The sequence below is a fragment of the Glutamicibacter sp. AGC46 genome, assembly GCF_053543715.1.
Genome location: NZ_JBLVOJ010000024.1, coordinates 259,686 through 281,349 on the forward strand (window position 1 = coordinate 259,686; position 21,664 = coordinate 281,349).

The following is a 21,664-nucleotide window of genomic DNA, read 5'->3' on the forward strand; positions in this document are numbered from 1 at the left end:
CGCATGACCCTCCTTGCGCCGCATCAACCCGCCAACAAGTCCGATCAAACCAAAGCCGCCCATGGATCAGCAGGATTGGCCGCCAGCAATGCTTGGAAGTCAGCGGCGTTGGCCCTCTGCCTCGGCTTGCTCGCAGTCGCCCTTTTCGCGTCTTTGGGCATTGGAGCAAAGGCGATTGCGCCGCTGGCTGCCGGGCAGGCGCTATGGGGAATTGGCACACCCGAAACACTGGTGATCATCAACGAGCTGCGCCTGCCGCGCACCGCGATTGGGCTCCTGGCAGGAATGTCCCTGGCTGTTGGCGGCGCATTGATTCAGGCACTGACCCGCAATCCGCTGGCAGATCCCGGTATCCTCGGGGTCAATGCGGGCGCCGGATTCGCCGTCGTGCTCGCTGTGGCGTTCCTCGGCATCACCCACATTTCCCAGTACATCTGGTTCGCCTTCGCCGGAGCCGTGCTGGCCACCCTCGCGGTATACCTCATTGGATCGCGTGGCCGCGGTGGAGCGACACCGGCCAGGCTGACCTTGTCCGGCGTCGCACTGGGCGCCGTGCTGGGAGGAATTTCCAACGGGATGACCCTGCTCAACCCCGAGGCTTTTGACCGCATGCGCTATTGGGGCGCGGGAACCTTGAACAACCGCACCCTGCCCATGGTGGGCGTCATCGCCCCTTTCGTTATCCTGGGGCTGGTCTTGGCGGTGCTGTGCACCCGCTCGCTGAACACATTGGCCTTGGGCGATGAGGCCAGCCTCGCGCTGGGTACCAATATCGGCCTGACCCGCGCAGTGGTGATCGTGGCGGTCACCCTGCTCTGCGGCGCAGCGACCGCCGCCGCCGGCCCGATCGGCTTCGTGGGCTTGATGATCCCGCATATCAGCCGTTGGATCGTCGGACCGGATCAGCGATGGATCCTGTGTTTCTCGATGATCCTCGGCCCGGTGCTGTTGCTCGTTTCCGATGTGCTTGGCCGCATCGTTGTCCCGCCCGGCGAAATGCAGGTGGGGGTCGTCACGGCCTTGCTTGGCGCTCCGGTGCTGATTTGGCTGGTTCGGCGCAAGCGGGCTAGCGGACTATGAGTGCTGTGGATTTCGGCCCGGGCCACCGGGTACTGCGCATTGGACGCATCTGGTTGCGCGTGCAACCACGTCAGCTGCTTCTCGCCGCACTGCTCTCGGTGTTGGCGGCCGCCCTGGGCCTCTACGCGTTGGCCACTGGCGACTACACGCTGGGCTTGGGCGAAGTGCTCAATACCCTGGCTGGAGCCGGGGAGGCCAGCAGCCAGCGGGTGGTGCTGCAATGGCGGCTGCCCCGCGTTCTGATGGCACTGCTATTGGGCGCAGCGCTAGGCGCCAGCGGGGCAATTTTCCAATCCATGACCCGCAATCCCCTGGGTTCTCCAGACATTATCGGATTCAATACCGGTGCCTATACCGGTGCGCTGGCCGTCATGCTGGTCTTCGGCGGCGGGTATTTCCAGGTGGCACTCGGTGCATTGGCTGGTGGCTTGGCCACCGCGGCCGTGGTGTATGCCTTGTCCTTTAAGAACGGCTCTGAGGGATTCCGGCTGATCATCGTCGGGATCGCGGTCAGCGCGATCCTCGCTTCGGCCAACACCTGGCTGATCTTGCGCAGCGAGCTGGAGGACGCCATGTCCGCGGCCATCTGGGGTGCCGGCTCGCTGAATGCCATCGGCTGGGACCAGGCCATACCGGCCGCAGCGGTCGTGCTGCCTCTCGCGCTGGGCGCCATGGCCTGCACGCGCAGGATGCGCCTGCTGGAACTGGGCGATGACGCTGCTGTGGCGCTGGGCATCAACACCGAATCCAGCAAGCTGTCCTTGCTGGTGATCGGGGTGGCGTTGACTGCCCTGGCCACCGCGGCGGCAGGCCCCATAGCCTTCATCTCGCTAGCTGCTCCGCAAATCGCGCGCCGGATCATGGGCAGCGCAGGCGTGTCGTTGGCTTACTCGGCATTGCTCGGCGCCGTGCTGCTGCTGGCCAGCGATGTGCTGGCCCAGCGCGTTTTGGAGAACACTTCCCTGCCGGTTGGCGTAGTCACCGTCAGCATCGGCGGGGTCTACCTGATCTGGCTACTACTTCGTGAGGCACGACGCCAATGAGCATGACCCATCCGCAGCTATCCGCCGACCGGCTCACCTTGGGCTACGGGCCATCGGCCATCTCCGAAAACCTCTCGCTATCCATCCCCCCGGGCTCGTTTACGGTCGTCATTGGACCCAACGCCTGCGGCAAATCGACCTTGCTGCGCGCCCTGTCCAGGGTGCTGAAGCCTTCCTCCGGCCAGGTCATCCTGGATGGCAAACCGATCCTGTCCCTGCCAGCCAAGCAGGTGGCCCAGCGGCTGGGGCTGCTGCCGCAGTCCTCCATCGCCCCGGATGGCATCACCGTTGCGGATCTGATCGCCCGCGGCCGCAGCCCGCACCAAGGCTTGTTCTCCCAATGGTCTGCCGCGGACGAGCAAGCAGTGCTCAGCGCCATGCACGCCACAGGCACCACCGGGCTCTCCCGGCGGCTGGTCGACGAACTATCCGGCGGGCAACGCCAACGCGTCTGGATCGCTATGGTACTGGCCCAGCAGACTCCTTTGCTGCTGCTCGATGAACCGACCACCTTCTTGGACATCTCCCACCAGATCGAAATCATGGAACTGTGCCGCAGGCTCAACGAGCAACAGGGCAATACGGTGGTTGCGGTGCTCCATGACTTGAACCAAGCGTGCCGCTACGCCACGCACCTGATCGCGATGAAATCCGGTGAAATCGTCGCCGCAGGACCTCCCTCGCAGATTGTCACCGAGGAACTGATCCGCGAGGTTTTCGCCTTGCCCTGCACCATCATCCAGGATCCCGTCTCGCACACACCACTCGTGATCCCGCTGGGCCACGAGGCCATCTAAGAAGGAAAAGAACATGCAACCAATGACCCGACGCGTCTTTTTCGGCGCAGCTTCGCTGGCCGCAGCCCTGGCCCTGGCCGCCTGCAGCCCGAGCACCCAGGCCGCTTCCCCTTCAAGCGGCGAAGCCAGCGCAGCGTGGAGCTTCACCGATTCCGGCTATGGAAAAACCATCTCCATGGATGCCGCACCGCAAACGCTGGTCACCGATTCCTATTCGGCTGCGGCACTCTGGGACTACGGCATCCGCCCCTCGGGCGTCTTCGGATACGGTTTGGACGAGTCGGGCAGCCTGGCCCTTGGCAGTGCGGATCCAGCAGAGATGACCATCATCGGCCAGGACGGAGAGTTCAGCCTGGAGAAGTTGCTTGGCCTCGACCCGGATCTGATCGTGGGCTTCGGCAATGCCGAAGGCACGGGCTGGACCTGGTGGGATGACAAGGTCCAGGCAGAGGCCACTGCCACGGCTCCATTCCTGGGCATCAAATTTGGCAACCGGCCTGTTCTGGAGGTCATCGAGGACTATGAATCATTGGCCAAGTCATTGGGTGGGGATATTGCGTCGCAGTCCGCCGCCAAGGCCGACTACCAAGCCAAACTTGAACAGTTGCGTGCCTTGGCCAAGGACCAGCCGTTGCGGATCATCGCGCTCAATGGGTATGACGACCTGTACGTCGGCCAGAAATCACTGGGCCAGCTGGCCCTGCTGGATGAACTCGGATTCGATATTGTCGGCCAGACCGAGGACAGCGGCTGGGCTTCAATGAGCTGGGAGAAGGTTGCCGATTACCCTGCCGATGTGGTGCTGAGCTATTCGGGCACCGCGCAGCAGGTCAAGGACCATCCCGTCTTCGCGTCTTTGCCAGCGGTAGAGGCCAGCCAGGTGGTCGAATGGGATGATAAGCGTCCGTTCACCTACAGCAGCTATGCGCAATGGTTCGACGAGCTGATCGCAGTGCTCAACACAGCCAAGAGCCTGAACTAGGGGCATTGCGCCGAGGTCCGGTACCCGGGCGCCACGAGGCGCACCGGGGTGCCGGCCCCAGCAGCTCACCGAGCCTGCCTAAGCCAGCACGCCCAGCAGCACTCCCCCGAGCGCACCGATGGCCACGACAATCCATGGGGCCATCTTCCAGGCGGTCAGCAAAACAAAGCAGAGCAAGGCCAGGACGAAAGCGGGAGCCGAAGTAATCGCCGAGGTGAAGACCGGGTTGTACAGTGCGGCGGCGAGCACCCCGACCACTGCCGCGTTGGCGCCATGCATGATGGCCCTGGCGGCAGGCCAGTGGCTCACCCGGTTCCAGAACGGCAGCACGCCGAGCAGCAGCAGGAAGCCCGGAAGGAAAATGGCAAGCAAGGCGATGAGCGCTCCGGCAGCGCCGCCGGGACCCGAGTCGACGAGGACGCCAAGGTACGCGGCGAAGGTGAAGAGCGGTCCGGGCATGGCCTGGGCCGCGCCGTAGCCGGCGAGGAATTCTTGGGAACTGATCAGCCCGGGATCCACGACTGCGCTTTGGAGCAGCGGCAGGACCACGTGCCCGCCGCCAAAGACCAGGGCGCCGGAGCGGTAGAACGCATCGATGAAGCCCAGCAGATCCCAGCCCGTTGCAAGGGCTGCCACCGGCAACCCGAAAAGCAGGATGGCGAACAGCGACAGGCAGCTGATGCCCACGGTCCTTGATACCGGAAACTGCATAGCCGCCGCTGCTCCGGCATCCTTGCCGCGGCACCAGAAATATCCTGCCAATGCGCCGAAGGCAATGGCCAGGACCTGCCCGAAGCTTCCGGCCAAAAGCAGCGCCGATCCGGCGGCGACAACCGCAATGGCGGCACGGGCACGATCCGGAGCCAGGTTCCTTGCCATGCCCAGTACCGCGTGGGCGATGATGGCGACCGCAACGATTTTCAGGCCGGCCAGCAGCCCGGTACCGATGGGACCGCTGAACAGCGAAGCGCCGAAGGCGAAGACCGCCATCACCACCGCAGAGGGCAGGGTGAACGCCAGGAATGCCGCCAGGGCACCGCGCATTCCGGCCCGGTGCAAGCCCAAGCCGAAACCGACCTGGCTGGATGCCGGGCCCGGCAGGAACTGGCTCAATGCGACCAGTTGGGCGTACTGCTGGTCATCGAGCCAGCGGCGGCGATCAACCAGTTCGGTGCGGAAGTATCCCAAGTGGGCGATGGGACCGCCAAAAGAGGTCAAGCCGAGCTTCAGGAAGACCTTGAAGACTTCCCTAGCCGAGCCCTGTGCCATGCGCTGTGGTTCCATGGATTCCAGCATAAGTCGTGGAGGAAAACGGAAGGTAAACAGCGATAGCGCGCCACGCTAATTGCGTGATGCCACCGGGATCCTGGGGCTGGCGCGCTTCGCGTTCCGCGCTCCTGAGATCGAGGCCAGGCCAACGGCGAGCAGTGTCAGCAAGGTACCCATGACAGTTGCGGCGGTGACGGACGAACCGGGGGCCGGGAAGAAAACGTCCAGGAGCAGCGAGCCCACCAGCTGGCCGCCAACGGCCGCGAGGCTGGTGACCAGCACTCCGAGCCGCTTGACCACCAGGGCGGTGATGCCGACGAACAGGCAACCGAGCAGTCCGCCGATGTAGTACCACCAGGTGCCTGGCAGCGGGTCCAGGCCGATGCCGGCAGGCAACCGCACCAGCATCACCATCGCCAGGACCACGAACCCGACGGCAAAGTTCACCAGGGTCGCCGCCGTGGCGCCGCCATAAGCCGCCGCTTGCGCGCCGTTGGCAGCTGCCTGGAAGCCCATGAGCATGCCGACGGCTGCCGAAAGCGCCATTGGCAGGAGCAACGCGGAAAGGTCCGCGTCGGCTCCGCGCGGACTGACCGCCCAAACCACGCCGATAATGGTCAGCACCACGCCGAGGATGCGCAAGGCATTGATCTTGCGCGGCGCGGCCCCGCCAAAGCCCACCCGGTCCATGAACATGGAACCGATTGCCTGGCCGGTCACCAGGCAGACGGTGAACAGCGCCACCCCAATGAGCGGCACCGCGGCGGCCTGGCTGAAGACAATCAGGGCACCTACCGCGCCGGCCACCAGGTACCAGCGCGGGAAACGGCCCTGGGCCAAGGCGCGCGGCACTTGCGCCACCGAGCCGCGCACCGCGGGAACAAAGATGGCCAGCAGTACCAATGCCGCCAAGCCGACACCGAAGCTGATGGTTGATGCCGCGATGGCGTCCCCCAGCTTCGCGCCCAGCGCCCCGTTGATGCGAGACTGCACGCACAGCAGCAGGCCCGAAGCGATGGCAAGCAGGATGAACAGGATCTTTCCGCCGGAGCGGACCTGCGAGGTCATGGTGGTGCTGGTGGTCAACGGAGTTCTTTCAAGAAGTGGAGGTTGGTGCAGAATGGCAAAAACGGGACCCGCCAGGCGGGTCCCGTTCTTGCTGGCATTACTTCGCCGCGTCGCTGGCGAGGATATGCGTCGTGGATATGACGGTGGCCTGGTCAACCACGGCCAACGCATCAATCAGCGAGGAGAGGATGAACATCGACGAGTCGACTTCCAGCTTCACCGGGTACTGGTGGATCAGCATGGCGACCATGTCGCGCACCGCTTCTGCCACTTCGTCATCGCTGAAGGCCGGGTTGTGGCCTACCAGCACGTCGGTCGGGGCGTTCTCGCGGGCGGGCACGTAGCTGACCGCGAAAGCCAGCGGAACACCGCCCTCGCGCTTCGGCTTGTCGCGCAGCACCAGGGCGCCCTGCGCGCCGGTGTGCTCGTCGAGCAGCATGCGCTGCGCCGAACCCACGGTCATCTTGGCTGGATCCCAACCGGTGTGCACCGCGTTGTAGAAATCCATCACCAGCTGGGTCAGCTCGACACTGCCGGTGGACAGGTCCTCGATCACCCGGTCATTGGTGTCGAAAACCGGTTCAGCCAGAGCCCCCGGCTCCAGGATGACATCGCGCGAGACCTGGATTTCTCCCAGGCCCAGCGACTGGCAGAAGCCAGCCGCCGCGGCAGCAGGATCGCCCGCGGTCACCGTGTAGCGGGCCTTGAGCTCCTGCGCCTGGCCGGCCGGAATCTGCTTGCGCAGCTGTTCCACCAGGGCGGTGCCCACGCCGGACCGGCGCTGCTCGGCGGCTACCTCGACATAGAGCCACAGGCGCTGCGGATGCAGCGAGGAAGCGAACACCACGCCGGCGCCGATAGCCACCTGGTCAACGGTGGCTACCAGCGTGCGGGAGAACGGTGCATCGCTGTTTTCGCGCAGCATGGTGCGGTCCTGGTGGGCCTGCGGGGAACGCGGGTCGCCGAAGATCTGCAGCAGCTGGAGGTCGTCCCCGGAGCGCCACAGGCGGAATTCCAGTTCGTTCATCGGGCTCTAGGCTCCGTTCAGGCGCTCGGAAAGGTAAGCGGTGACCTGGTCCAGGGAAACACGTTCCTGGGACATGGTGTCGCGTTCGCGGATGGTCACGGCCTGGTCCTCGAGGGTGTCGAAGTCCACGGTGATGCAGAACGGGGTGCCGATCTCATCCTGGCGGCGGTAGCGGCGGCCAATGGCACCGGCGTCATCGAAGTCGATGTTCCAGCGCTTGCGCAGCTCGGCAGCCAGGTCCTTGGCCTTCGGGGAAAGGTTCTCATTGCGGCTCAGCGGCAGCACCGCGGCCTTGACCGGAGCCAGGCGCGGATCGAGCTTGAGCACGGTGCGCTTGTCTACGCCGCCCTTGGTGTTCGGTGCTTCGTCCTCGGTGTAGGCATCGACCAGGAAAGCCATCATGGAACGGGTCAGGCCGAAGGAAGGCTCGATCACGTAGGGGGTGTAGCGCTCACCGGTGGCCTGGTTGAAGTAGGACAGCTCGGAGCCCGAAGCCTTCGCATGGCTGGACAGGTCGTAGTCGGTGCGGTTGGCAACGCCCATGAGCTCGCCCCACTCCGAACCCTGGAAGCCGAAGCGGTACTCGAAGTCGATGGTGCCGGCCGAGTAGTGCGCGCGCTCGTCTTCTGGCACGTCGAACTGGCGCAGGTTCTCTTCCTTGATGCCCAGATCCAGGAACCATGCCCAGCAATCCTTGACCCACTGGTCGAAGAAGGCGGGGGCATCTTCTGGAGCGGTGAAGAACTCGATTTCCATCTGCTCGAACTCGCGGGTGCGGAAGATGAAGTTGCCCGGGGTGATTTCGTTGCGGAAAGCCTTGCCGATCTGGCCGATGCCGAATGGCGGCTTCTTGCGCGAGGCGGTGAGCACGTTGGCGAAGTTCACGAAGATGCCCTGGGCGGTCTCCGGACGCATGTAGGCCAGGCCGGCTTCGGTATCCACTGGGCCCAGGAAGGTCTTCATCAGGCCGGAGAACATCTGCGGCTCGGTGAACTGGCCCTTGGTGCCGCAGTCAGGGCAGGCGATCTCGCTCATCCCGTCCTTGGCCGCACGGCCCTTCTTGGCCTCGAAAGCCTCGATCAGGTGGTCCTGGCGGTGGCGCTTGTGGCACTGGATGCATTCGACCAGCGGGTCGGTGAAGGTGGCCACGTGGCCCGATGCTTCCCAGACAGCCTTGGGCAAGATGATCGACGAGTCCAGGCCAACCATGTCCTCGCGGCCGCGAACGAAGTTCTGCCACCACTCGCGCTTGATGTTTTCCTTCAGTTCGGTGCCCAGGGGACCGTAATCCCATGCCGAACGGGAACCACCGTAGATTTCACCAGCCTGGAAAACGAATCCTCGACGCTTTGCGAGGGAAATAACCTGGTCTAGCTTGGACTGTGGCGCCATATCAACTCCAATGGGAATTACGAGGCCGCTGGTTGCGGTCCGTAGAAAAATACATACCTTCCAAGGGTATCGTTTCCGCGGCCTGCAGACGAAGCCGAATCAGGTAACGCCGACGTGAACTTCCACGCCTTTGGCCGATTCTTACGATGCAGCGCACTTATTTAGGGAAGAATGGAAGCCATGAGTGCCAATGAAGCTTTTGACCTAGAAATCCGCGACGAGTCCATCCGCTTGGGCCAGTTGCTCAAGCTTGCCTCCCTGGCCGAGGATGGCATCCACGCCAAGGAAATGATTTCCGACGGAATCGTCACCGTCAATGGAGAGGTGGACACCCGTCGCGGGGCGCAGATCCGCCCCGGCGACGTGGTGTGCGTGAATGGTGAATGCGTGAAGGTCACCGCGCAGCAGTAGTCAGCTTTTCCCCAGGACGACCCTGTTGAGGAACTCGGCCACATCCTGCAGTTCTTCCATGCACACCGAGTGGCCAATCTGCCGGTAGGTTTCGCTGGCCAATTCGGTGTGCCCCAGGACCCATCCCAGGGTGTATTCGATCTTGTCCCGGGTGATTACCGGGTCAGCCAGGTCGCGGCCCCAGAACAGCGGCAGCGGCTTTTCTGCCAGCTTCGCGTCGTCGAATATTTCCAGGGGCCCGGGATCCACGGCGAAGCCCGAGAGCCCGACGACGGCTTCAATGGAATCGGGCTGGTAGCGTGCCAATGAAGTGGCCATGGCCATGCCCTGGGAGAAACCGAGCAGGGTGATCGAGGAGTGCTGCTTTACCAGCGGTTCCAGCAATGCCCATAGCGCTTCGACGCTGCGTGCCACCGACTCGATGGAGTAGTCGATTTCCTGGGTCAGCGGGAACCAGCTGTACCCCGGGCCTGCTTGCAGCGGTGCGCGCACCGAGAGGTAAGTGAACTCTTCGGGCAGATGCTGCGAGAGCCCCATGAGGTCTTGTTCATTCGAGCCATAGCCGTGCAGGAACACCAGCAGCGGAGTTCCAAGGCGGGATTCGTCGTTACGGGAGATGATGGCCACTGGAGCCTGGTCCGGGATAGTCATAGTTCCCCAAGACTATCGAACAGGACCTCGCTAGCTCAGCGCTTCCGCGGCCCGATTCCATCAAGTCCCCGTCCACCGGCGATGGCAGCGCCCGGGTACAGCAGAACTTCCCCATAATCGCCGTCGAATCTGCTGAAGGCGTTGGCCGGCACTGTCCTGGAACCTTGGTCTTCCAAGGCCGGGAAATCCAGTTGACATGTTACAAGATTATAAATCTTGTAAAAATTGCTTAGCTTTCCAAGCTTTTCGTGTTCAACTGGACCAACGGCCTCACGGTCCTCCGGAACGCCGCTCTCGCCGGACGAGACGGCGACAGCGACAGTGACAGAGTTAGGAATAGGCGCCATGGACGAAATTGAATACAGCGAAAATATTCCGGGGCAGCTGCAAGAGGATCTCGATAGTTTCGGGTACATCGAACCGGACCCGGGAAGCGCTTCGTCCCTATTCGATAACGTGGACACCGTATTTTCAGTCGGCACTCCCCTGTTCGCCATGCTCTTTATCGCCGTTATCGGATTGATCATCTTCGTAGCGGTGCGCAATTACCGCAAAGCCAAGAGCGCCGGTTTTGATCCGCTGACCCTGGAAACCGAACTGATGGCAAGAGCCGCTAATTCAGCTATGCTGACGCCGGAAAAATCCCTTGAGGACAAGCTTGCCGAACTCGATTCCCTGCACTCGCGAGGAATCATTACCCGCGACGAGTACTTGCAGGCGCGCCGGGACGCTTTGAGTGACTAGCACGGCGGCTCATGGAATCATCCTCGGGAATGATTGACTATAAGTTACCCTTTGGTAACAATAGATTCGTGCCAAACGATTCTGCTTCTGAACCATCAACATCCGCCAATGCCCCACTGCATCCGTGGCGCCGCTATGTCGCCATTGGGGACTCGTTCACCGAGGGCATCGGCGACCCCGACCCGTCGAGCACCGGCCGCCACCTTGGCTGGGCCGACCGCTTGGCCCATGAGCTCAGCCGCACCGTCCCGGACTTCTCGTATGCCAATCTCGCCATTCGAGGCCGGCTGATTGGCCAGATCGTTGCCGAACAGCTCGATCCCTGCATTGACCTGAAGCCCGATCTGATCTCGCTCTGCGCAGGCGGCAACGACGTCCTGCGCCCGGGCGGGGATCCAGACAAGATTGCAGATATCCTCGACAATGCGGTAGCCAAGCTCACCGATACGGGCGCCACGCTCTTGCTCTTCACCGGGCCCGATATTCGCGATACCCCGGTTTTGGGAAGCATCCGAGGCAAGGTGGCGATCTACAACGAAAACGTGCGCACCGTAGCCGCCCGCCACGACGCCATCGTGGCGGACATGTGGGCCTTGCAGGAGTTGCACCAATCCCAGATGTGGGCACCGGATCGCCTGCACTTCTCCCCCGCCGGGCACCAGCGCATTGCCGCCATGGCACTGGACTCGCTGAACGTCGCGCATCCGCTGGACACCGAAATCGTTCCGGCCGTGGATGAACGCAGCTGGAGGGAAGCCCGCAAGGAGGATCTGCAGTGGGCGCGTGAGCATCTTGCTCCCTGGGTATTGCGCCGCCTGCGCCACCAGTCCTCCGGCGACGGCATCACCCCGAAACGGCCCTCGGCCACGCCGTTTGCGCGGACCAAGCCAAACGACTCGCTCGGCGCCGGCGACAGCGCCAAGTAGGCATGAAAAGCCTGAAGCAGTTCCACCGATTACTGGCGGAACTGCTTCAGGCTTTGAAATCTTCCCGAGCCCCTTCCGGGGTTCAGTCTCCGAACACCAAGGTCCGAAGCACGCCATCGAGCTGCGTGGCATCGGTCAGGAATCCATCGTGGCCAATCGGCGAATCAATGTAGTGCACCGGTTTTGGCTTGGCCAGCGACGAAGCCAGCTTCACTGACTGCTCAGGAAAGTACAACCGGTCAGTGGTTACCGCGGCAACCACCACGTTGACCTTCGCCAGTCGCGCCAAGGCGGCTTCCAGGGATTCATGGCCGCGAGCCACATCATGGCTCATCAGCGCCTCGGTGAGCACCAGGTAGCTGTTGGCGTCGAAACGATTCACCAGCTTGCTGGCCTGATGGTCAAGATAGCTTTCCACCTGGTACCGCCCGCGAGGCCCCTCGAGCAGACCCGTTGGCTTCTCGCCATCCTGCGGGTTGCGCGAGAAACGGGTTTCAAGCTCGGCCTCGGAACGATAGGTGATGTGGGCCAGGCGGCGAGCCAAGCCAAGACCGGCGTCCGGGCGGGCATCGTTGCCGTAGTAGTCGCCATTGCAGAAGTGCGGATCCAACCGGATGGATTGGGTTTGCACCTGTGCAAAGGCAATTTGCTCGGCAGTCGCCTGCGCGCTCGAGGCCATCACTACGAGATTCTTGACCTGGTCGGGGAACTCGACGGCGTATTCCAACGCGCGCGCACCGCCCATCGAACCGCCAATGACCGCATGCCAGGAATCAATTCCCAGTTGCTTGGCCAGCCGAGCTTCAAGGCGCACCGAGTCCTTGATGGTGACGAAGGGAAAGCTCGAACCGTAGGGCAGGCCCTGGTCGCCCAAGGACGAGGGGCCGGTGGAACCATTGCAACCACCCACCATGTTGATGGACACGACAAAGTACTCATTGGTGTCAACCGTGGCGCCGGGGCCTACGAGCTCTTCCCACCAGCCGGCGCTTTGCGAATCGCCTTGCGCAACGTGGGCGTCACCGGTGAGCGCATGCATCACGAGCACCGCGTTGGAGCCATCAGCTGCTAGCGTCCCCCACGTTTCATAGGCCAGCACCACGTCCGGAAGGAATCCACCGAATTCGAAGTGGTGCTCCCCCACGGACTTACGGCGCAAAATGCCGTCTTGCCCGCCAGCGAGCTCTTCGGCGCGCAGAGTATCTTCAGTAGTCACAATGGATGCCATGCCTAGAGGGTTTCCTGCAGTTCCTTGTTCTCGAGGGCTGCAACAGCTTGGAAGCCCAGTTCCAGATCGGCCAGAATATCCTTGATATTCTCCAGTCCGACGCTCAGCCGCACCAGTCCCGGGCTCACGCCGGCCGCAACCTGCTCAGCTTCGGAGAGCTGGGCATGGGTGGTGGAGGCCGGGTGGATGACCAATGAGCGCACGTCGCCGATGTTCGCGACATTGGAGTGCAATACCAGTGCGTCCACGAAGGCCTGGCCGGCTTCCGAACCGCCCTCCAGTTCGAACGCGATGATCGAGCCGGCGCCCTGATCGCTGTACTTCTGCGCACGCTCATGCCAAGGCGAGGACTTCAGGCCTGCGTAGGCGACCTTCTGCACTTCCTCGCGGGATTCGAGCCAATTGGCAACTTCTACGGCATTCTGGCCGTGGCGCTCAATGCGCAGCGACAAGGTTTCCAGGCCCTGCGCGATCAAGAACGCGTTGAACGGCGCAACCGAGGAACCCAAATCGCGCAGCAACTGCACGCGGGCCTTGAGGATGTAGGCCAGATTGGCGCCCAGGATGCCGTTGACACCCAGGTCGCGGGCGAAGACCAGGCCGTTGTAGGACTCGTCCGGGGTGTTGAAGCCCGGGAAGCGGTCGGCGTCCTTGGCGAAGTCGAAGTTGCCCGAGTCCACGATGACACCGGCAATGGCATTGCCGTGGCCGCCAAGGAACTTGGTGGCCGAATGGATCACGATATCCGCGCCCCACTCGATCGGGCGGATCAGGTACGGGGTGGCCAGGGTGTTGTCCACCAGCAGCGGCACGCCAGCTTCGTGGGCGATCGCCGAGATGCCCTCGATGTCCAGGACGTCCTGTCGCGGATTGGAGATGGTTTCCCCGAAGAAGGCCTTGGTGTTCGGACGCACCGCGGCACGCCAATCATCCAGGTTGTCCGGGTCCGAAACGAAGGTGACCTCGATGCCCAGGCGCTTGAGCGTGTGCTTGAGCAGGTTCTGGGTTCCACCATACAGGCTGGGGCTGGCCACCAGGTGGTCGCCGGCTTCGGCCAAATTCAAGATGGCGAAAGTGGTGGCAGCCTGTCCCGAAGAGAGCAGTAGTGCTCCAACGCCGCCCTCCAGGTCAGCGATGCGGGTTTCCACCGCGTCGGTGGTCGGGTTGCCGATACGGGTGTAGATCGGCTCCAGTTCCTGCAGCGCGAAACGTGCAGCAGCGCTCTGGGCGCTGGGGAAGACGAAAGAGGTGGTTTGGAAAATCGGGAGAGCCCGTGCTCCGGTCGTCGGATCCGGGGTCTGGCCGGAGTGGATCTGACGGGTTTCAAATGACCAGTTATTGCTCATGGTTTCCTCCAAATAGCGTTTCATGACTATGGGGGTACGCCACTGAAAAGACACCGACAGGAAGCACCATATCGTGACGACTTCCAGGGGTAACCCGCGCTTGTCCTTGATGCCTTGTGCGTTCAAGGGCCAGGTCTTCACCCGGGGCACCCCACCGCGGTTGGAGGGTTGCCGCCCAGTAAGCCGGGGCTTGTTACTGGGACTCATGACCTGGTACCAGTTTGCCCGAAAACCGAAGATCTTTGCAACGCAAGGGCTCGTCATTGGACTCAATCGGTCATATTTCGCGAATATTGCAGGTTCATCGCAGAGTATTCGATAGCATCACGGCACTTAGGTGTGCCTAAGTAGAGACTCGCATCACATGTTGCCATGATGGGCACATGATGAGGCTAGATCACGTAAGTTATGCATGCGGCCCGGACGGGCTGTTGCCAACCGCTGAAAGAATCTCCGAGTCCCTTGGACTGGAATTCGTCAAGGGCGGCGTGCATCCACGATTCGGAACACGCAATGTCATCTTCCCGCTCAAGCATGGCCAGTACCTGGAGGTGGTTGAAGTCCTGAACCACCCGGCCAGCGACAAGGCACCCTTCGGACAGGCGGTTCGCGCCCGTTCGGAGCTCGGCGGCGGCTGGATGGGCTGGTGCGTCTCGGTGGAGGATCTATCCAGTGCCGAGGAGCGCTTGGGCCGCAAGTCGGTGCCGGGCAACCGGAAGTTCCCTGATGGCCGCGAACTGACCTGGCAGCAGATTGGCATCAAGGGCCTGATCGCCGATCCGCAGTGCCCGTACCTGATTTCCTGGGATGAAGGATCCGAGGAGCTGCATCCGTCCAAGGCGCTGGAACCTGCCGGCGCCATCAGCCAGATCTCCATCGCCGGCTCGCGTGAACGGGTGCTGGATTGGCTGGGCCAGCCGCAGAACGTCAATTTGGGCGCTGTCACCATGCAATATGAAGCGCCGAATGGCACTCCGGGCATCATGTCGGTTACCTTTGAGACCGAGTCCGGAACCGTGGTGCTGTAAACAGTTCCGCAGAGATCGCAAGTAGGCGGGGACAATGGCGTCCCCACCTACTTTCTTTTCCTTAAGGCCGGTCCAGCCGCTTCCCCAGGACCGCGACGTGCTGGTCTTCGAAGCCCCGCCGTTCATAGAAATCGATGACGGCAGAGTTCTCCTCGCGGACCATGAGCTGCACCTTGGGCACGCCGAGATCCCGCAGCCACAGGACAGCGGCATCCACCAGCGCCCTTCCCAGGCCGTTGCCCTGCCGGCACGGATCCACCGCAACATAGTAGAGCCAACCTCGGTGGCCATCATGGCCAACCATCGCAGTAGCCATGAGTTGATCGTTCTCAACGATTGACAGCACCGTGGAAGTAGGCTCGGCCAAAGCCCGTCGGGCGTCGGCGAGCGCATCATTCCACGGACGAGTCAGCCCAGTTGCTTCCCACAATTCAACTGCTTGGCGAAGGTCCTCCTCGCGCAGCACGGTAATCTGCATTGGCTCAGCTTACCGGCGCTACTGGCCGATTCCGATGGCCGGCCCGACCAAGGCGTATCCCACGAAGCCGATGGCATCAAGCAGGAAGTGCGCGATAACCAGCGGCATCACCCGCCCGTACTTCTGGTATACCCAGCCGAAGACGACGCCCATGAGCATATTGCCGATCATCGGCCCCACCCCCTGGTACAGGTGGTAGCTGCCTCGGATCATCGCAGAACCAATAATGGTGCTCCACAGGCCCAGCTCCAATTTCTTGGCGTAGATGAACAGGAATCCGAGCATCAGCACTTCTTCGAGGACTGCATGACGTGCAGCCGACAGCAGAAGCACTGGGACGCTCCACCAATAATCGCCAAGATTCGCTGCTGACAGTGCCGTGGTGACGCCCAGTGCCCGCCCAGCGGCATAGACGCCCAGCGTTCCTACTCCCATGGCCAAGAACATCCCCGCCCCGAGCAGTGCGTCCTTGCCCGGCTTGCGCATATCGAAACCGATGTCCCGGATGGTTCGTCCGGTCGTGCGCTTCATCAGGTAGAGCGCCAGCACGACGGGTACCAAGGCAAAGAAGATGTCCAGCAGCTGGTAGGAGAAATCAAAGAACTCGCGGGTGCTCTGCGGGTTGTTCAACGATGTAGTCTGCTCGCGCAGCGGCGCCCGGGTGACCTTGTCGGCAAAGCTCAGCAGCGAGTAGACCGCGCTTTGTCCCAAAGACAGGGCAAGAACCAAGACGATCTCGAATTTGAGGGTCTTGCGGGTTGCTGTCTGCTTAGATTGTTCAGCGTTCACGTTTCCGATCATAGGCTGATCTGGCTGTGCGCGTACTGAGCAGCCACGTGGCAAACCTGCGATAGCCTGAGGTTGAGACCACCAGCAAGCTGAACGAGAAGAGTGCGAGTGAGCCGTCCTGCCACCATTGGAGAACTGCAGATTGCCCGTCAGCTCTGCCCCGATCTTTCCTGGGAAGATGCGGCCGTGAACGAAGGCGGACAATTCCACAAGGTGGTCATTGGCAATCCGCAAGCGGTGATTCGCATGGCGCGCACGCCAGCGGCCACGGAGCAGATGCCCCGTTCCGTCAAGCTGCTGTCTTTGCTGGAGGGCCAGCTCAACTACCAGATTCCGGTGGCGGTCTCCGAGATCCTGCACGTCGACGGACTCAGCTCCGTGGCCATGTCTTTCATCCCCGGCAGCGCCCATGAACCGCATTACGGGGATCCGAAGGTGCTGGGACAGCTGGTCAAGGATTTGGCCGAGCTGCCGCTGGAGCCGATCAGCGAGCATCTGGCCAAACCGTTTTCATTCCGTGGCGAATGGACCCAGGCCAGGCAGCAGCAATGCTTCGATGCGCTGCCCGAGGAACTGCGAGGGCCTGCTACCGAGCTCTGGGCCCAGCTCGATATCCTGGCACAGGTTCCTGCGGGCTTAGTCCATGGCGACTTGGCCGGGCACAACATGCACTGGATCGGCGAGAAACTGGTTGGCATCTTGGATTGGGACCTGGCCGCTGCGTGGGACCCGGCTTTGAACACCGCTTACCTGAGCCTGTGGCATGGATTGGAAATGGCGGATTTGATTGCTCCCAGCGCAGAGGAAGCATACCGGGCCAAAATCTGGTTGGGCCTGATGAGTCTTGAACGGCTATCGGATACGCTCTCGCGCACCGACAACCCGAAAATGGGCAAGCTCATGCGCAAGATTGGTCCGCGCATCCTCACCGCTGCGCAGTCAATCAATGGCTAGGACGCATATTCTCGAGCCCCATCAGGTCGCTGCCAGGCTAGCCGCCCGCCGTGGCGCACGCGAGCTGGCACTAACCGGGGAAGGCACCGAATTCCTTTTCTACAGCTCGCTGCGCGGGACCCGCTACGAGGGCTACCGCATCCCTCGAATGCGGGTCTACAACACCAGCAACAATCCGCAGATTCCGGCCAGCAGCCTTCAGATCAAGGAATTGAACTGCAGCATCTGGGCTCAACAACATGGGTTGCCCAGCGCACGGGCAATTGATCTCGTAGATCAAGACGGGTACCCGGTGTTGATCACCGAAGTCATCGAAGATGACGGCTCACCAGTGGACGCTCACGCATTGGGCTCGTTGCTGGCTTCTTTGCACGAACTTCCGCCGCTCGCTTTCGACGAGGAAGGCAGCCAGGCCGGCACAATTTATGCGACGGTTGCCCAGCGCATCGCTGACCGCTACGCGAAGCTAGCCCGCCAGCATGCGATGCCAGCCTTGCCATCGGCCGACGTGTTGCGTGCTCTTCTCGAAAGATCCTTGCACCGGCGCAGCCTGTTGCATCTGGATATCCGTAGGCAGAACGTTCGTGTTCTGGCTGGAATGCCCCTGGCCATATTCGATTGGAGTAATGCCCTCTGCGCTGCCCCGGAGATGGAACTGGCACGCATCGAGGAATACGCTGCCATTGCCGAAAACGGTTTGGACAGCGAGCGCTTGCGTACTGCATACACCGGAAATGGCGGCAGTTTCGACGACACTTCGGCAGCGTGGACTGTGCTGAGGCTGGATGCTGCGGTGATGCTCGCCGGGGTATTCAACTCCGTGGCTCCCGATAGCAATCGTGAACAGCTCTTCCTCGCGCGAAGCCGGGCGTTGCTTGAAAGCCTGGGCTCCTCGCTTTGACCTGTGCGGCCGGCCCTGCTTGTTGCGCGCTTTGCTTTGACAGGACCAGCGCAGGCCATCGGAAAAGATAGTGCTTGGCATCCGCTGGTTCCGCAAGCACAAACGCCGACCGGCCCAGCGGCTCGGTGGGCAGTTCCAGCGCAGCTAGGATTTCTCCTCGGGCCGATATTCCGCCACGTCCATGGCTGCACGCATGCCGGCCTTGGCCAAGGCACCCAGTTGCTCGCTTGTGGCGTCGTTGTCCGTGATGATGCCGGTCAGGTTCTGGCGATCCAAGATGACAAACGAGCGCCTGCCGATCTTCGATGAATCGGCCACCAGGTAGCTGCTGCTCGATTGCCGGATCATTTGCTCATTGACTGCCGCTTCCATTTCATCGCTGACCATCGGACCGACTTCGGGATCCAACCCGTTGATTCCGACAAAAGCCAAGTCAATGGTGATCTTTGCCAGAGAGGACTGCGCCATTGGACCAACCAGCTCGTAAGAACGGTCGTTGAGCACGCCGCCAGTAACCATCACCCGGATATGCGGGCGGACGGCCAGCATCGAGGCAATGTTCACCGCGTTGGTGACCACGGTCAACGTGACCCGGCCCGGTTCACCCACCAGGTCTTGGCGCAGGCTCAGTTCGCTGGCGATCGCCTTGGTGGTGGTTCCCCCGGATAATCCGATGACCATATTCTGCGAGACCATGTCGGCTGCCAGCTTCGCGATTTGCGCCTTCGCGCGGTCGTTGCTATCGCGCTGGTAGCGGGAAGGCAGGTCGTAGGCCACCGAGTTGGAGACCGCACCTCCGTGAGTGCGGGTAAGCAGTGATGCGGCGGCCAATGCGTCCAGGTCCCGGCGCGCCGTGGCCGGGCTGGTACCCAGTTGCTTGACGACTTCCTCTACATCGATCTGGCCGCGGCTGGCCAGCAGATCGAGGATCTGGTTCTGCCGTTCCTCGCGTTTCATCGTGCGCGCTCCTTAATTTTCCAGTTCATCAAGCGTGCAGCGCAGTTGGCGCACCTGTTGCTCAGATACTTCGATGGTATCGGCATAGCGGGTCTTGGCAGAAGAATGAACGGCTGCGACTCCCAGCCTGCGTACGGATTCAATATCTGTTGCCTGCAGCCCGCCACCGCACATGATCTCGATCCGGCTGCCGGCGGCTTGAACCATGGCCTCGATCGTGGCCATGCCCTGGCCAACGGTTCTTCTCCCGCCGCTGCTGAGCACTCGGTGAGCCGGGAACTCCAGAAGCCTGGCAAGTTCCCCTATTGGGTCTCGGCTGGCATCGATGGCCCGGTGCACCGTGATTTCCAGCCTCTGGTTCACCGCCAGGGCGGCCTCGGCCCAGGGCCGCATCATGGCCAAGTCCAGTGCCCCGCGTGGATCCAGCGCACCGAGCACTATCCCGTCTACCCCCGCGGCAGCAAGACGTGCAGCTTGCCTCTCCATGAGCGCGGCTTCCTCGGTGGTGTAGCGGAAATTTCCCGGACGGCTGCGCAGCAGTGCGTGCACCCCTCGTGGAGGCCGATGCTCAAGGATCTGTTCGAGCGCTTCCGGGTTTGGCGTGAGCCCGCCTAGTTCCAGCGCTTGGCAGGCTTCGAGCCGATCGGCTCCGGCCCGCGTTGCCCGTTGGGCGCATGCACCAGACGTGGCCACGATTTCCAGCGCCGGCAACGCCGTGCCCACGGCTATTTCACCGCACCGGCAGCCAGGCCGCCGATCAGCCGCTTCTCGATCAATGCGAAGAGCACGATCACCGGAACGATGGCCACAATGGATACTCCGAAAACGTATTGCCATGCAGTGGAGTACTGGCCAACGAACTTGGTCAACGCGACGCTCAACGGCTGGTTCTCGGCGGTGGAGAGGATCACCAGCGAGGCAGCGAATTCATTCCAGCAGGAAACAAAAGTGAAGATCACTGCTGTGACAATACCCGGCCAAACCAGTGGAAGGTTGATGGTGAACAGCACCCGCAGCTTTCCAGCCCCGTCAATCTGCGCAGCTTCATCGATGCTGCGTGGTACGCCTGCGAAGAAAGAGTGCATGATCCATACCGCGAAGGCCAGGTTGAAGGCGGCATTGATCAGGATCATTGCCAGCCAAGTGTCGTTCAGATTCCAAGCCAGCATCTGCTTGAACAAACCTGCGGTGAGCACGGCAGGTTGCAGCATCTGCGTGACAATCACCAAGAACATGAATACCATCTTGCCCGGGAACTTGAATCGGGCGGTGTAGTAGGCGGCCGGGGTCGCGACCAGCAGTACCAGCAAGGTGGCGAAAACCGCGATCACGATGGTGGAGATCAAGTTGTAGGGCACCGGAGTTTCCGGGGTGTCCCACATGGTGATGTAGTTGGAAAACTGCGCACCATCCTGCGGCAGGTATTTTGGCGGGATAGCCAGGATTTCGGATTGGGTTTTCAGCGACCCGATCAGCATCGTGCCGTAGGGAATGAGGAAGATAATGACTACCGCGAAGCCTACAACCATCCGGCCGATGACAGTCTTCTTCGCGGCTCGATCTTCGGTTACCAAAAATGTCACGGCTAGATCTCCTGCATGGGTTTGACGGTTTTCACGTAGATCGCCACAATCACCAGCACGATTGCGAAATTCACAACCGAAAGTGCCGAAGACAGATCCAGTCGGCGGTCGAATTGCAGCACCTTGAAGATGTAGGTCATCAGCGTGTCTGCGCTGTTGCCGGGGATGGATCCGGTCATCACTTTCAATATCGGCAAGTTATTGAAGACGTTGATGATGTTGATCAGCATCGAGACGGCCAGCGCGGATCGCAGCTGGGGAATGATCACCAACAGGTAGGTTTTCCATCTACCGGCTCCATCTACGCGGGCTGCTTCCAAAGTTTCTTGCGGGATTGCTTGCAACCCGGCCAGCAGGGTGTAGGTCGTAAAAGGGATGGAAACAAAGATGGCCACAACTACCGAAACGGCAATGGCGGGAACGGCGTTCTTGGTCCATCCGTAGCCTTCATCCATCAAGCCGAGTTGAACAAAGAAGTGGTTGAAGATGCCGTAGTTCGGATCCAGCCCGTAGTAGAAAACTGTGGTGGTCATGACTACTGAGGCGGCCCATGGGACGATAACCGCCATCCGGACGATGGTGCGTCCAGGGAAGGGTTTGTTCAAGAACTGGGCCAGGACCAGTGACAGCAGCACGGTAATGACCACCACCGACACCACCCAGAGAACGGTGTTGAGCAAAACTCGGGGCAAGACCGGGTCTTGGAAGATGGTCACGAAGTTCTCCAGGCCTGCCGATTCAAGATCGGTTCCCACCGAAGAGATCTTCCTGGTCGAGTTGTAGATCATGTAGCCGGCGGGGAACACCACGATGGCCAGGATCAGCAAGAGTGCCGGCCCAATCCATGGCAAAGAAGACAAGAATGTCTGGGAATCCGTGCCTCGGCGGCGGGTGCGCCGGGCCCGGTTCGTAGCTGGCAGTACGGAGCTCATAGTCGGCTCGCTTTCGTTGCGTTCGGCCAGGTAACCCTGGGACCGGAGATTCTCGGTTGTCCAGCACGGCAGGCCCGG

23 protein-coding genes and 1 riboswitch are annotated in these 21,664 nt (G+C 61.7%); of the genes, 10 read left to right on the forward strand and 13 right to left on the reverse strand.

The genetic code is table 11. From position 1 onward, the window contains the following. The first annotated feature begins 3 nt into the window (after positions 1 to 3). The 4 genes from ACNPM8_RS13265 to ACNPM8_RS13280 are packed head-to-tail and all read left to right on the forward strand — an operon-like array spanning position 4 to position 3,902. Positions 4 to 1,080 carry a FecCD family ABC transporter permease gene (locus ACNPM8_RS13265; RefSeq protein WP_134780862.1) on the forward strand — a complete coding sequence of 359 codons (1,077 nt, stop codon included), beginning with the start codon at positions 4 to 6 and terminating at the stop codon, positions 1,078 to 1,080. Further along, positions 1,077 to 2,123: a FecCD family ABC transporter permease gene (locus ACNPM8_RS13270; RefSeq protein ID WP_448939996.1), complete on the forward strand. Its 1,047-nt coding sequence runs from the start codon at positions 1,077 to 1,079 to the stop codon at positions 2,121 to 2,123. The genes ACNPM8_RS13265 and ACNPM8_RS13270 overlap by 4 nt, the downstream gene beginning before the upstream one ends. Next, a complete protein-coding gene (locus tag ACNPM8_RS13275) occupies positions 2,120 to 2,920 on the forward strand; it encodes an ABC transporter ATP-binding protein (RefSeq protein WP_105657206.1) in 801 nt (266 codons plus the stop codon). Before ACNPM8_RS13270 ends, ACNPM8_RS13275 begins: the two co-directional genes overlap by 4 nt. A 13-nt stretch (positions 2,921 to 2,933) precedes the next feature. Next, positions 2,934 to 3,902 carry an ABC transporter substrate-binding protein gene (locus ACNPM8_RS13280; protein WP_102598153.1) on the forward strand — a complete coding sequence of 323 codons (969 nt, stop codon included), beginning with the start codon at positions 2,934 to 2,936 and terminating at the stop codon, positions 3,900 to 3,902. Positions 3,903 to 3,980: 78 nt separating this feature from the next. Here ACNPM8_RS13280 and chrA read toward each other — a convergent pair whose 3' ends face one another. The 4 genes from chrA to ACNPM8_RS13300 all read right to left on the reverse strand — a co-directional run bounded on the left by chrA (position 3,981) and on the right by ACNPM8_RS13300 (position 8,658). Then, entirely contained in the window at positions 3,981 to 5,186 is a 1,206-nt protein-coding gene (gene chrA / locus ACNPM8_RS13285) for a chromate efflux transporter (RefSeq protein ID WP_105657205.1), read from the reverse strand. Between the two features lie 57 nt (positions 5,187 to 5,243). Beyond that, a complete protein-coding gene (locus ACNPM8_RS13290) occupies positions 5,244 to 6,257 on the reverse strand; it encodes a DMT family transporter (protein ID WP_402735538.1) in 1,014 nt (337 codons plus the stop codon). Positions 6,258 to 6,336: 79 nt separating this feature from the next. Further along, positions 6,337 to 7,266, reverse strand: coding sequence for a GNAT family N-acetyltransferase (locus ACNPM8_RS13295; protein ID WP_105657204.1), 930 nt, complete (start codon positions 7,264 to 7,266; stop codon positions 6,337 to 6,339). A gap of 6 nt (positions 7,267 to 7,272) precedes the next feature. Continuing rightward, positions 7,273 to 8,658 (reverse strand): glycine--tRNA ligase, encoded by a 1,386-nt coding sequence (locus ACNPM8_RS13300; protein ID WP_105657203.1) that lies wholly within the window; start codon positions 8,656 to 8,658, stop codon positions 7,273 to 7,275. A gap of 180 nt (positions 8,659 to 8,838) precedes the next feature. On the opposite strand from ACNPM8_RS13300, the gene ACNPM8_RS13305 reads away from it, so the two are divergent. After that, a complete protein-coding gene (locus ACNPM8_RS13305) occupies positions 8,839 to 9,069 on the forward strand; it encodes an RNA-binding S4 domain-containing protein (RefSeq protein ID WP_181148825.1) in 231 nt (76 codons plus the stop codon). Here the strand turns inward: ACNPM8_RS13305 and ACNPM8_RS13310 are convergent, their stop codons facing one another. Next, positions 9,070 to 9,720, reverse strand: coding sequence for an alpha/beta hydrolase (locus ACNPM8_RS13310; protein WP_402735537.1), 651 nt, complete (start codon positions 9,718 to 9,720; stop codon positions 9,070 to 9,072). A gap of 345 nt (positions 9,721 to 10,065) precedes the next feature. On the opposite strand from ACNPM8_RS13310, the gene ACNPM8_RS13315 reads away from it, so the two are divergent. After that, complete coding sequence (locus tag ACNPM8_RS13315) at positions 10,066 to 10,464, forward strand: SHOCT domain-containing protein (protein ID WP_402735536.1); 399 nt, start codon at positions 10,066 to 10,068, stop codon at positions 10,462 to 10,464. A 68-nt stretch (positions 10,465 to 10,532) separates the two neighbouring features. Further along, entirely contained in the window at positions 10,533 to 11,390 is an 858-nt protein-coding gene (locus tag ACNPM8_RS13320) for an SGNH/GDSL hydrolase family protein (protein WP_402735535.1), read from the forward strand. 82 nt (positions 11,391 to 11,472) lie between these two features. Here the strand turns inward: ACNPM8_RS13320 and metX are convergent, their stop codons facing one another. Together metX and ACNPM8_RS13330 are read right to left on the reverse strand one after the other, a co-directional pair. Next, entirely contained in the window at positions 11,473 to 12,618 is a 1,146-nt protein-coding gene (metX, locus tag ACNPM8_RS13325) for a homoserine O-acetyltransferase MetX (RefSeq protein WP_332489386.1), read from the reverse strand. Between the two features lie 2 nt (positions 12,619 to 12,620). Then, complete coding sequence (locus ACNPM8_RS13330) at positions 12,621 to 13,964, reverse strand: bifunctional o-acetylhomoserine/o-acetylserine sulfhydrylase (RefSeq protein WP_105661776.1); 1,344 nt, start codon at positions 13,962 to 13,964, stop codon at positions 12,621 to 12,623. 91 nt (positions 13,965 to 14,055) lie between these two features. Continuing rightward, a riboswitch (SAM riboswitch) is annotated at positions 14,056 to 14,175 on the reverse strand. 172 nt (positions 14,176 to 14,347) lie between these two features. Here ACNPM8_RS13330 and ACNPM8_RS13335 point away from each other — a divergent pair. After that, positions 14,348 to 14,992, forward strand: a complete 645-nt coding sequence (locus tag ACNPM8_RS13335; RefSeq protein ID WP_105661775.1) for a VOC family protein — start codon at positions 14,348 to 14,350, stop codon at positions 14,990 to 14,992. Positions 14,993 to 15,053: 61 nt separating this feature from the next. On the opposite strand, the gene ACNPM8_RS13340 is transcribed toward ACNPM8_RS13335, so the two are convergent. Continuing rightward, the gene (locus tag ACNPM8_RS13340; RefSeq protein WP_105657195.1) at positions 15,054 to 15,470 is read right to left on the reverse strand and encodes a GNAT family acetyltransferase; all 417 of its coding nucleotides are present in this window, start codon (positions 15,468 to 15,470) and stop codon (positions 15,054 to 15,056) included. 18 nt (positions 15,471 to 15,488) lie between these two features. Then, complete coding sequence (locus tag ACNPM8_RS13345; RefSeq protein ID WP_105661774.1) at positions 15,489 to 16,271, reverse strand: CPBP family intramembrane glutamic endopeptidase; 783 nt, start codon at positions 16,269 to 16,271, stop codon at positions 15,489 to 15,491. Between the two features lie 96 nt (positions 16,272 to 16,367). On the opposite strand from ACNPM8_RS13345, the gene ACNPM8_RS13350 reads away from it, so the two are divergent. Then, positions 16,368 to 17,213 (forward strand): phosphotransferase family protein, encoded by an 846-nt coding sequence (locus tag ACNPM8_RS13350; RefSeq protein ID WP_105657193.1) that lies wholly within the window; start codon positions 16,368 to 16,370, stop codon positions 17,211 to 17,213. Then, positions 17,206 to 18,114 carry a phosphotransferase family protein gene (locus tag ACNPM8_RS13355; protein WP_448939997.1) on the forward strand — a complete coding sequence of 303 codons (909 nt, stop codon included), beginning with the start codon at positions 17,206 to 17,208 and terminating at the stop codon, positions 18,112 to 18,114. The genes ACNPM8_RS13350 and ACNPM8_RS13355 overlap by 8 nt, the downstream gene beginning before the upstream one ends. Positions 18,115 to 18,258: 144 nt before the next feature. Here the strand turns inward: ACNPM8_RS13355 and ACNPM8_RS13360 are convergent, their stop codons facing one another. The 4 genes from ACNPM8_RS13360 to ACNPM8_RS13375 form a co-directional block, all read right to left on the reverse strand. After that, positions 18,259 to 19,071, reverse strand: a complete 813-nt coding sequence (locus tag ACNPM8_RS13360; protein WP_105657191.1) for a DeoR/GlpR family DNA-binding transcription regulator — start codon at positions 19,069 to 19,071, stop codon at positions 18,259 to 18,261. Positions 19,072 to 19,083: 12 nt separating this feature from the next. Next, a complete protein-coding gene (locus ACNPM8_RS13365) occupies positions 19,084 to 19,794 on the reverse strand; it encodes a copper homeostasis protein CutC (RefSeq protein ID WP_166650652.1) in 711 nt (236 codons plus the stop codon). Between the two features lie 2 nt (positions 19,795 to 19,796). Further along, complete coding sequence (locus ACNPM8_RS13370; protein ID WP_286134151.1) at positions 19,797 to 20,654, reverse strand: carbohydrate ABC transporter permease; 858 nt, start codon at positions 20,652 to 20,654, stop codon at positions 19,797 to 19,799. Positions 20,655 to 20,656: 2 nt separating this feature from the next. Then, on the reverse strand, positions 20,657 to 21,664 hold a 1,008-nt coding region (locus ACNPM8_RS13375; RefSeq protein WP_448939998.1), incomplete at its 5' end, for a carbohydrate ABC transporter permease.

Bases quoted from the DNA above. Each gene is read 5' to 3' on its own strand.
- ACNPM8_RS13345 (WP_105661774.1), bottom strand. From the start codon at position 16,271: ATGATCGGAAACGTGAACGCTGAACAATCTAAGCAGACAGCAACCCGC.
- metX (WP_332489386.1), bottom strand. From the start codon at position 12,618: ATGGCATCCATTGTGACTACTGAAGATACTCTGCGCGCCGAAGAGCTC.
- ACNPM8_RS13305 (WP_181148825.1), top strand. From the start codon at position 8,839: ATGAGTGCCAATGAAGCTTTTGACCTAGAAATCCGCGACGAGTCCATC.
- ACNPM8_RS13340 (WP_105657195.1), bottom strand. From the start codon at position 15,470: ATGCAGATTACCGTGCTGCGCGAGGAGGACCTTCGCCAAGCAGTTGAA.
- ACNPM8_RS13275 (WP_105657206.1), top strand. From the start codon at position 2,120: ATGAGCATGACCCATCCGCAGCTATCCGCCGACCGGCTCACCTTGGGC.
- ACNPM8_RS13310 (WP_402735537.1), bottom strand. From the start codon at position 9,720: ATGACTATCCCGGACCAGGCTCCAGTGGCCATCATCTCCCGTAACGAC.
- ACNPM8_RS13335 (WP_105661775.1), top strand. From the start codon at position 14,348: ATGATGAGGCTAGATCACGTAAGTTATGCATGCGGCCCGGACGGGCTG.
- chrA (WP_105657205.1), bottom strand. From the start codon at position 5,186: ATGGAACCACAGCGCATGGCACAGGGCTCGGCTAGGGAAGTCTTCAAG.
- ACNPM8_RS13360 (WP_105657191.1), bottom strand. From the start codon at position 19,071: ATGAAACGCGAGGAACGGCAGAACCAGATCCTCGATCTGCTGGCCAGC.
- ACNPM8_RS13315 (WP_402735536.1), top strand. From the start codon at position 10,066: ATGGACGAAATTGAATACAGCGAAAATATTCCGGGGCAGCTGCAAGAG.
- ACNPM8_RS13295 (WP_105657204.1), bottom strand. From the start codon at position 7,266: ATGAACGAACTGGAATTCCGCCTGTGGCGCTCCGGGGACGACCTCCAG.
- ACNPM8_RS13265 (WP_134780862.1), top strand. From the start codon at position 4: ATGACCCTCCTTGCGCCGCATCAACCCGCCAACAAGTCCGATCAAACC.
- ACNPM8_RS13330 (WP_105661776.1), bottom strand. From the start codon at position 13,964: ATGAGCAATAACTGGTCATTTGAAACCCGTCAGATCCACTCCGGCCAG.
- ACNPM8_RS13300 (WP_105657203.1), bottom strand. From the start codon at position 8,658: ATGGCGCCACAGTCCAAGCTAGACCAGGTTATTTCCCTCGCAAAGCGT.
- ACNPM8_RS13280 (WP_102598153.1), top strand. From the start codon at position 2,934: ATGCAACCAATGACCCGACGCGTCTTTTTCGGCGCAGCTTCGCTGGCC.
- ACNPM8_RS13355 (WP_448939997.1), top strand. From the start codon at position 17,206: ATGGCTAGGACGCATATTCTCGAGCCCCATCAGGTCGCTGCCAGGCTA.
- ACNPM8_RS13270 (WP_448939996.1), top strand. From the start codon at position 1,077: ATGAGTGCTGTGGATTTCGGCCCGGGCCACCGGGTACTGCGCATTGGA.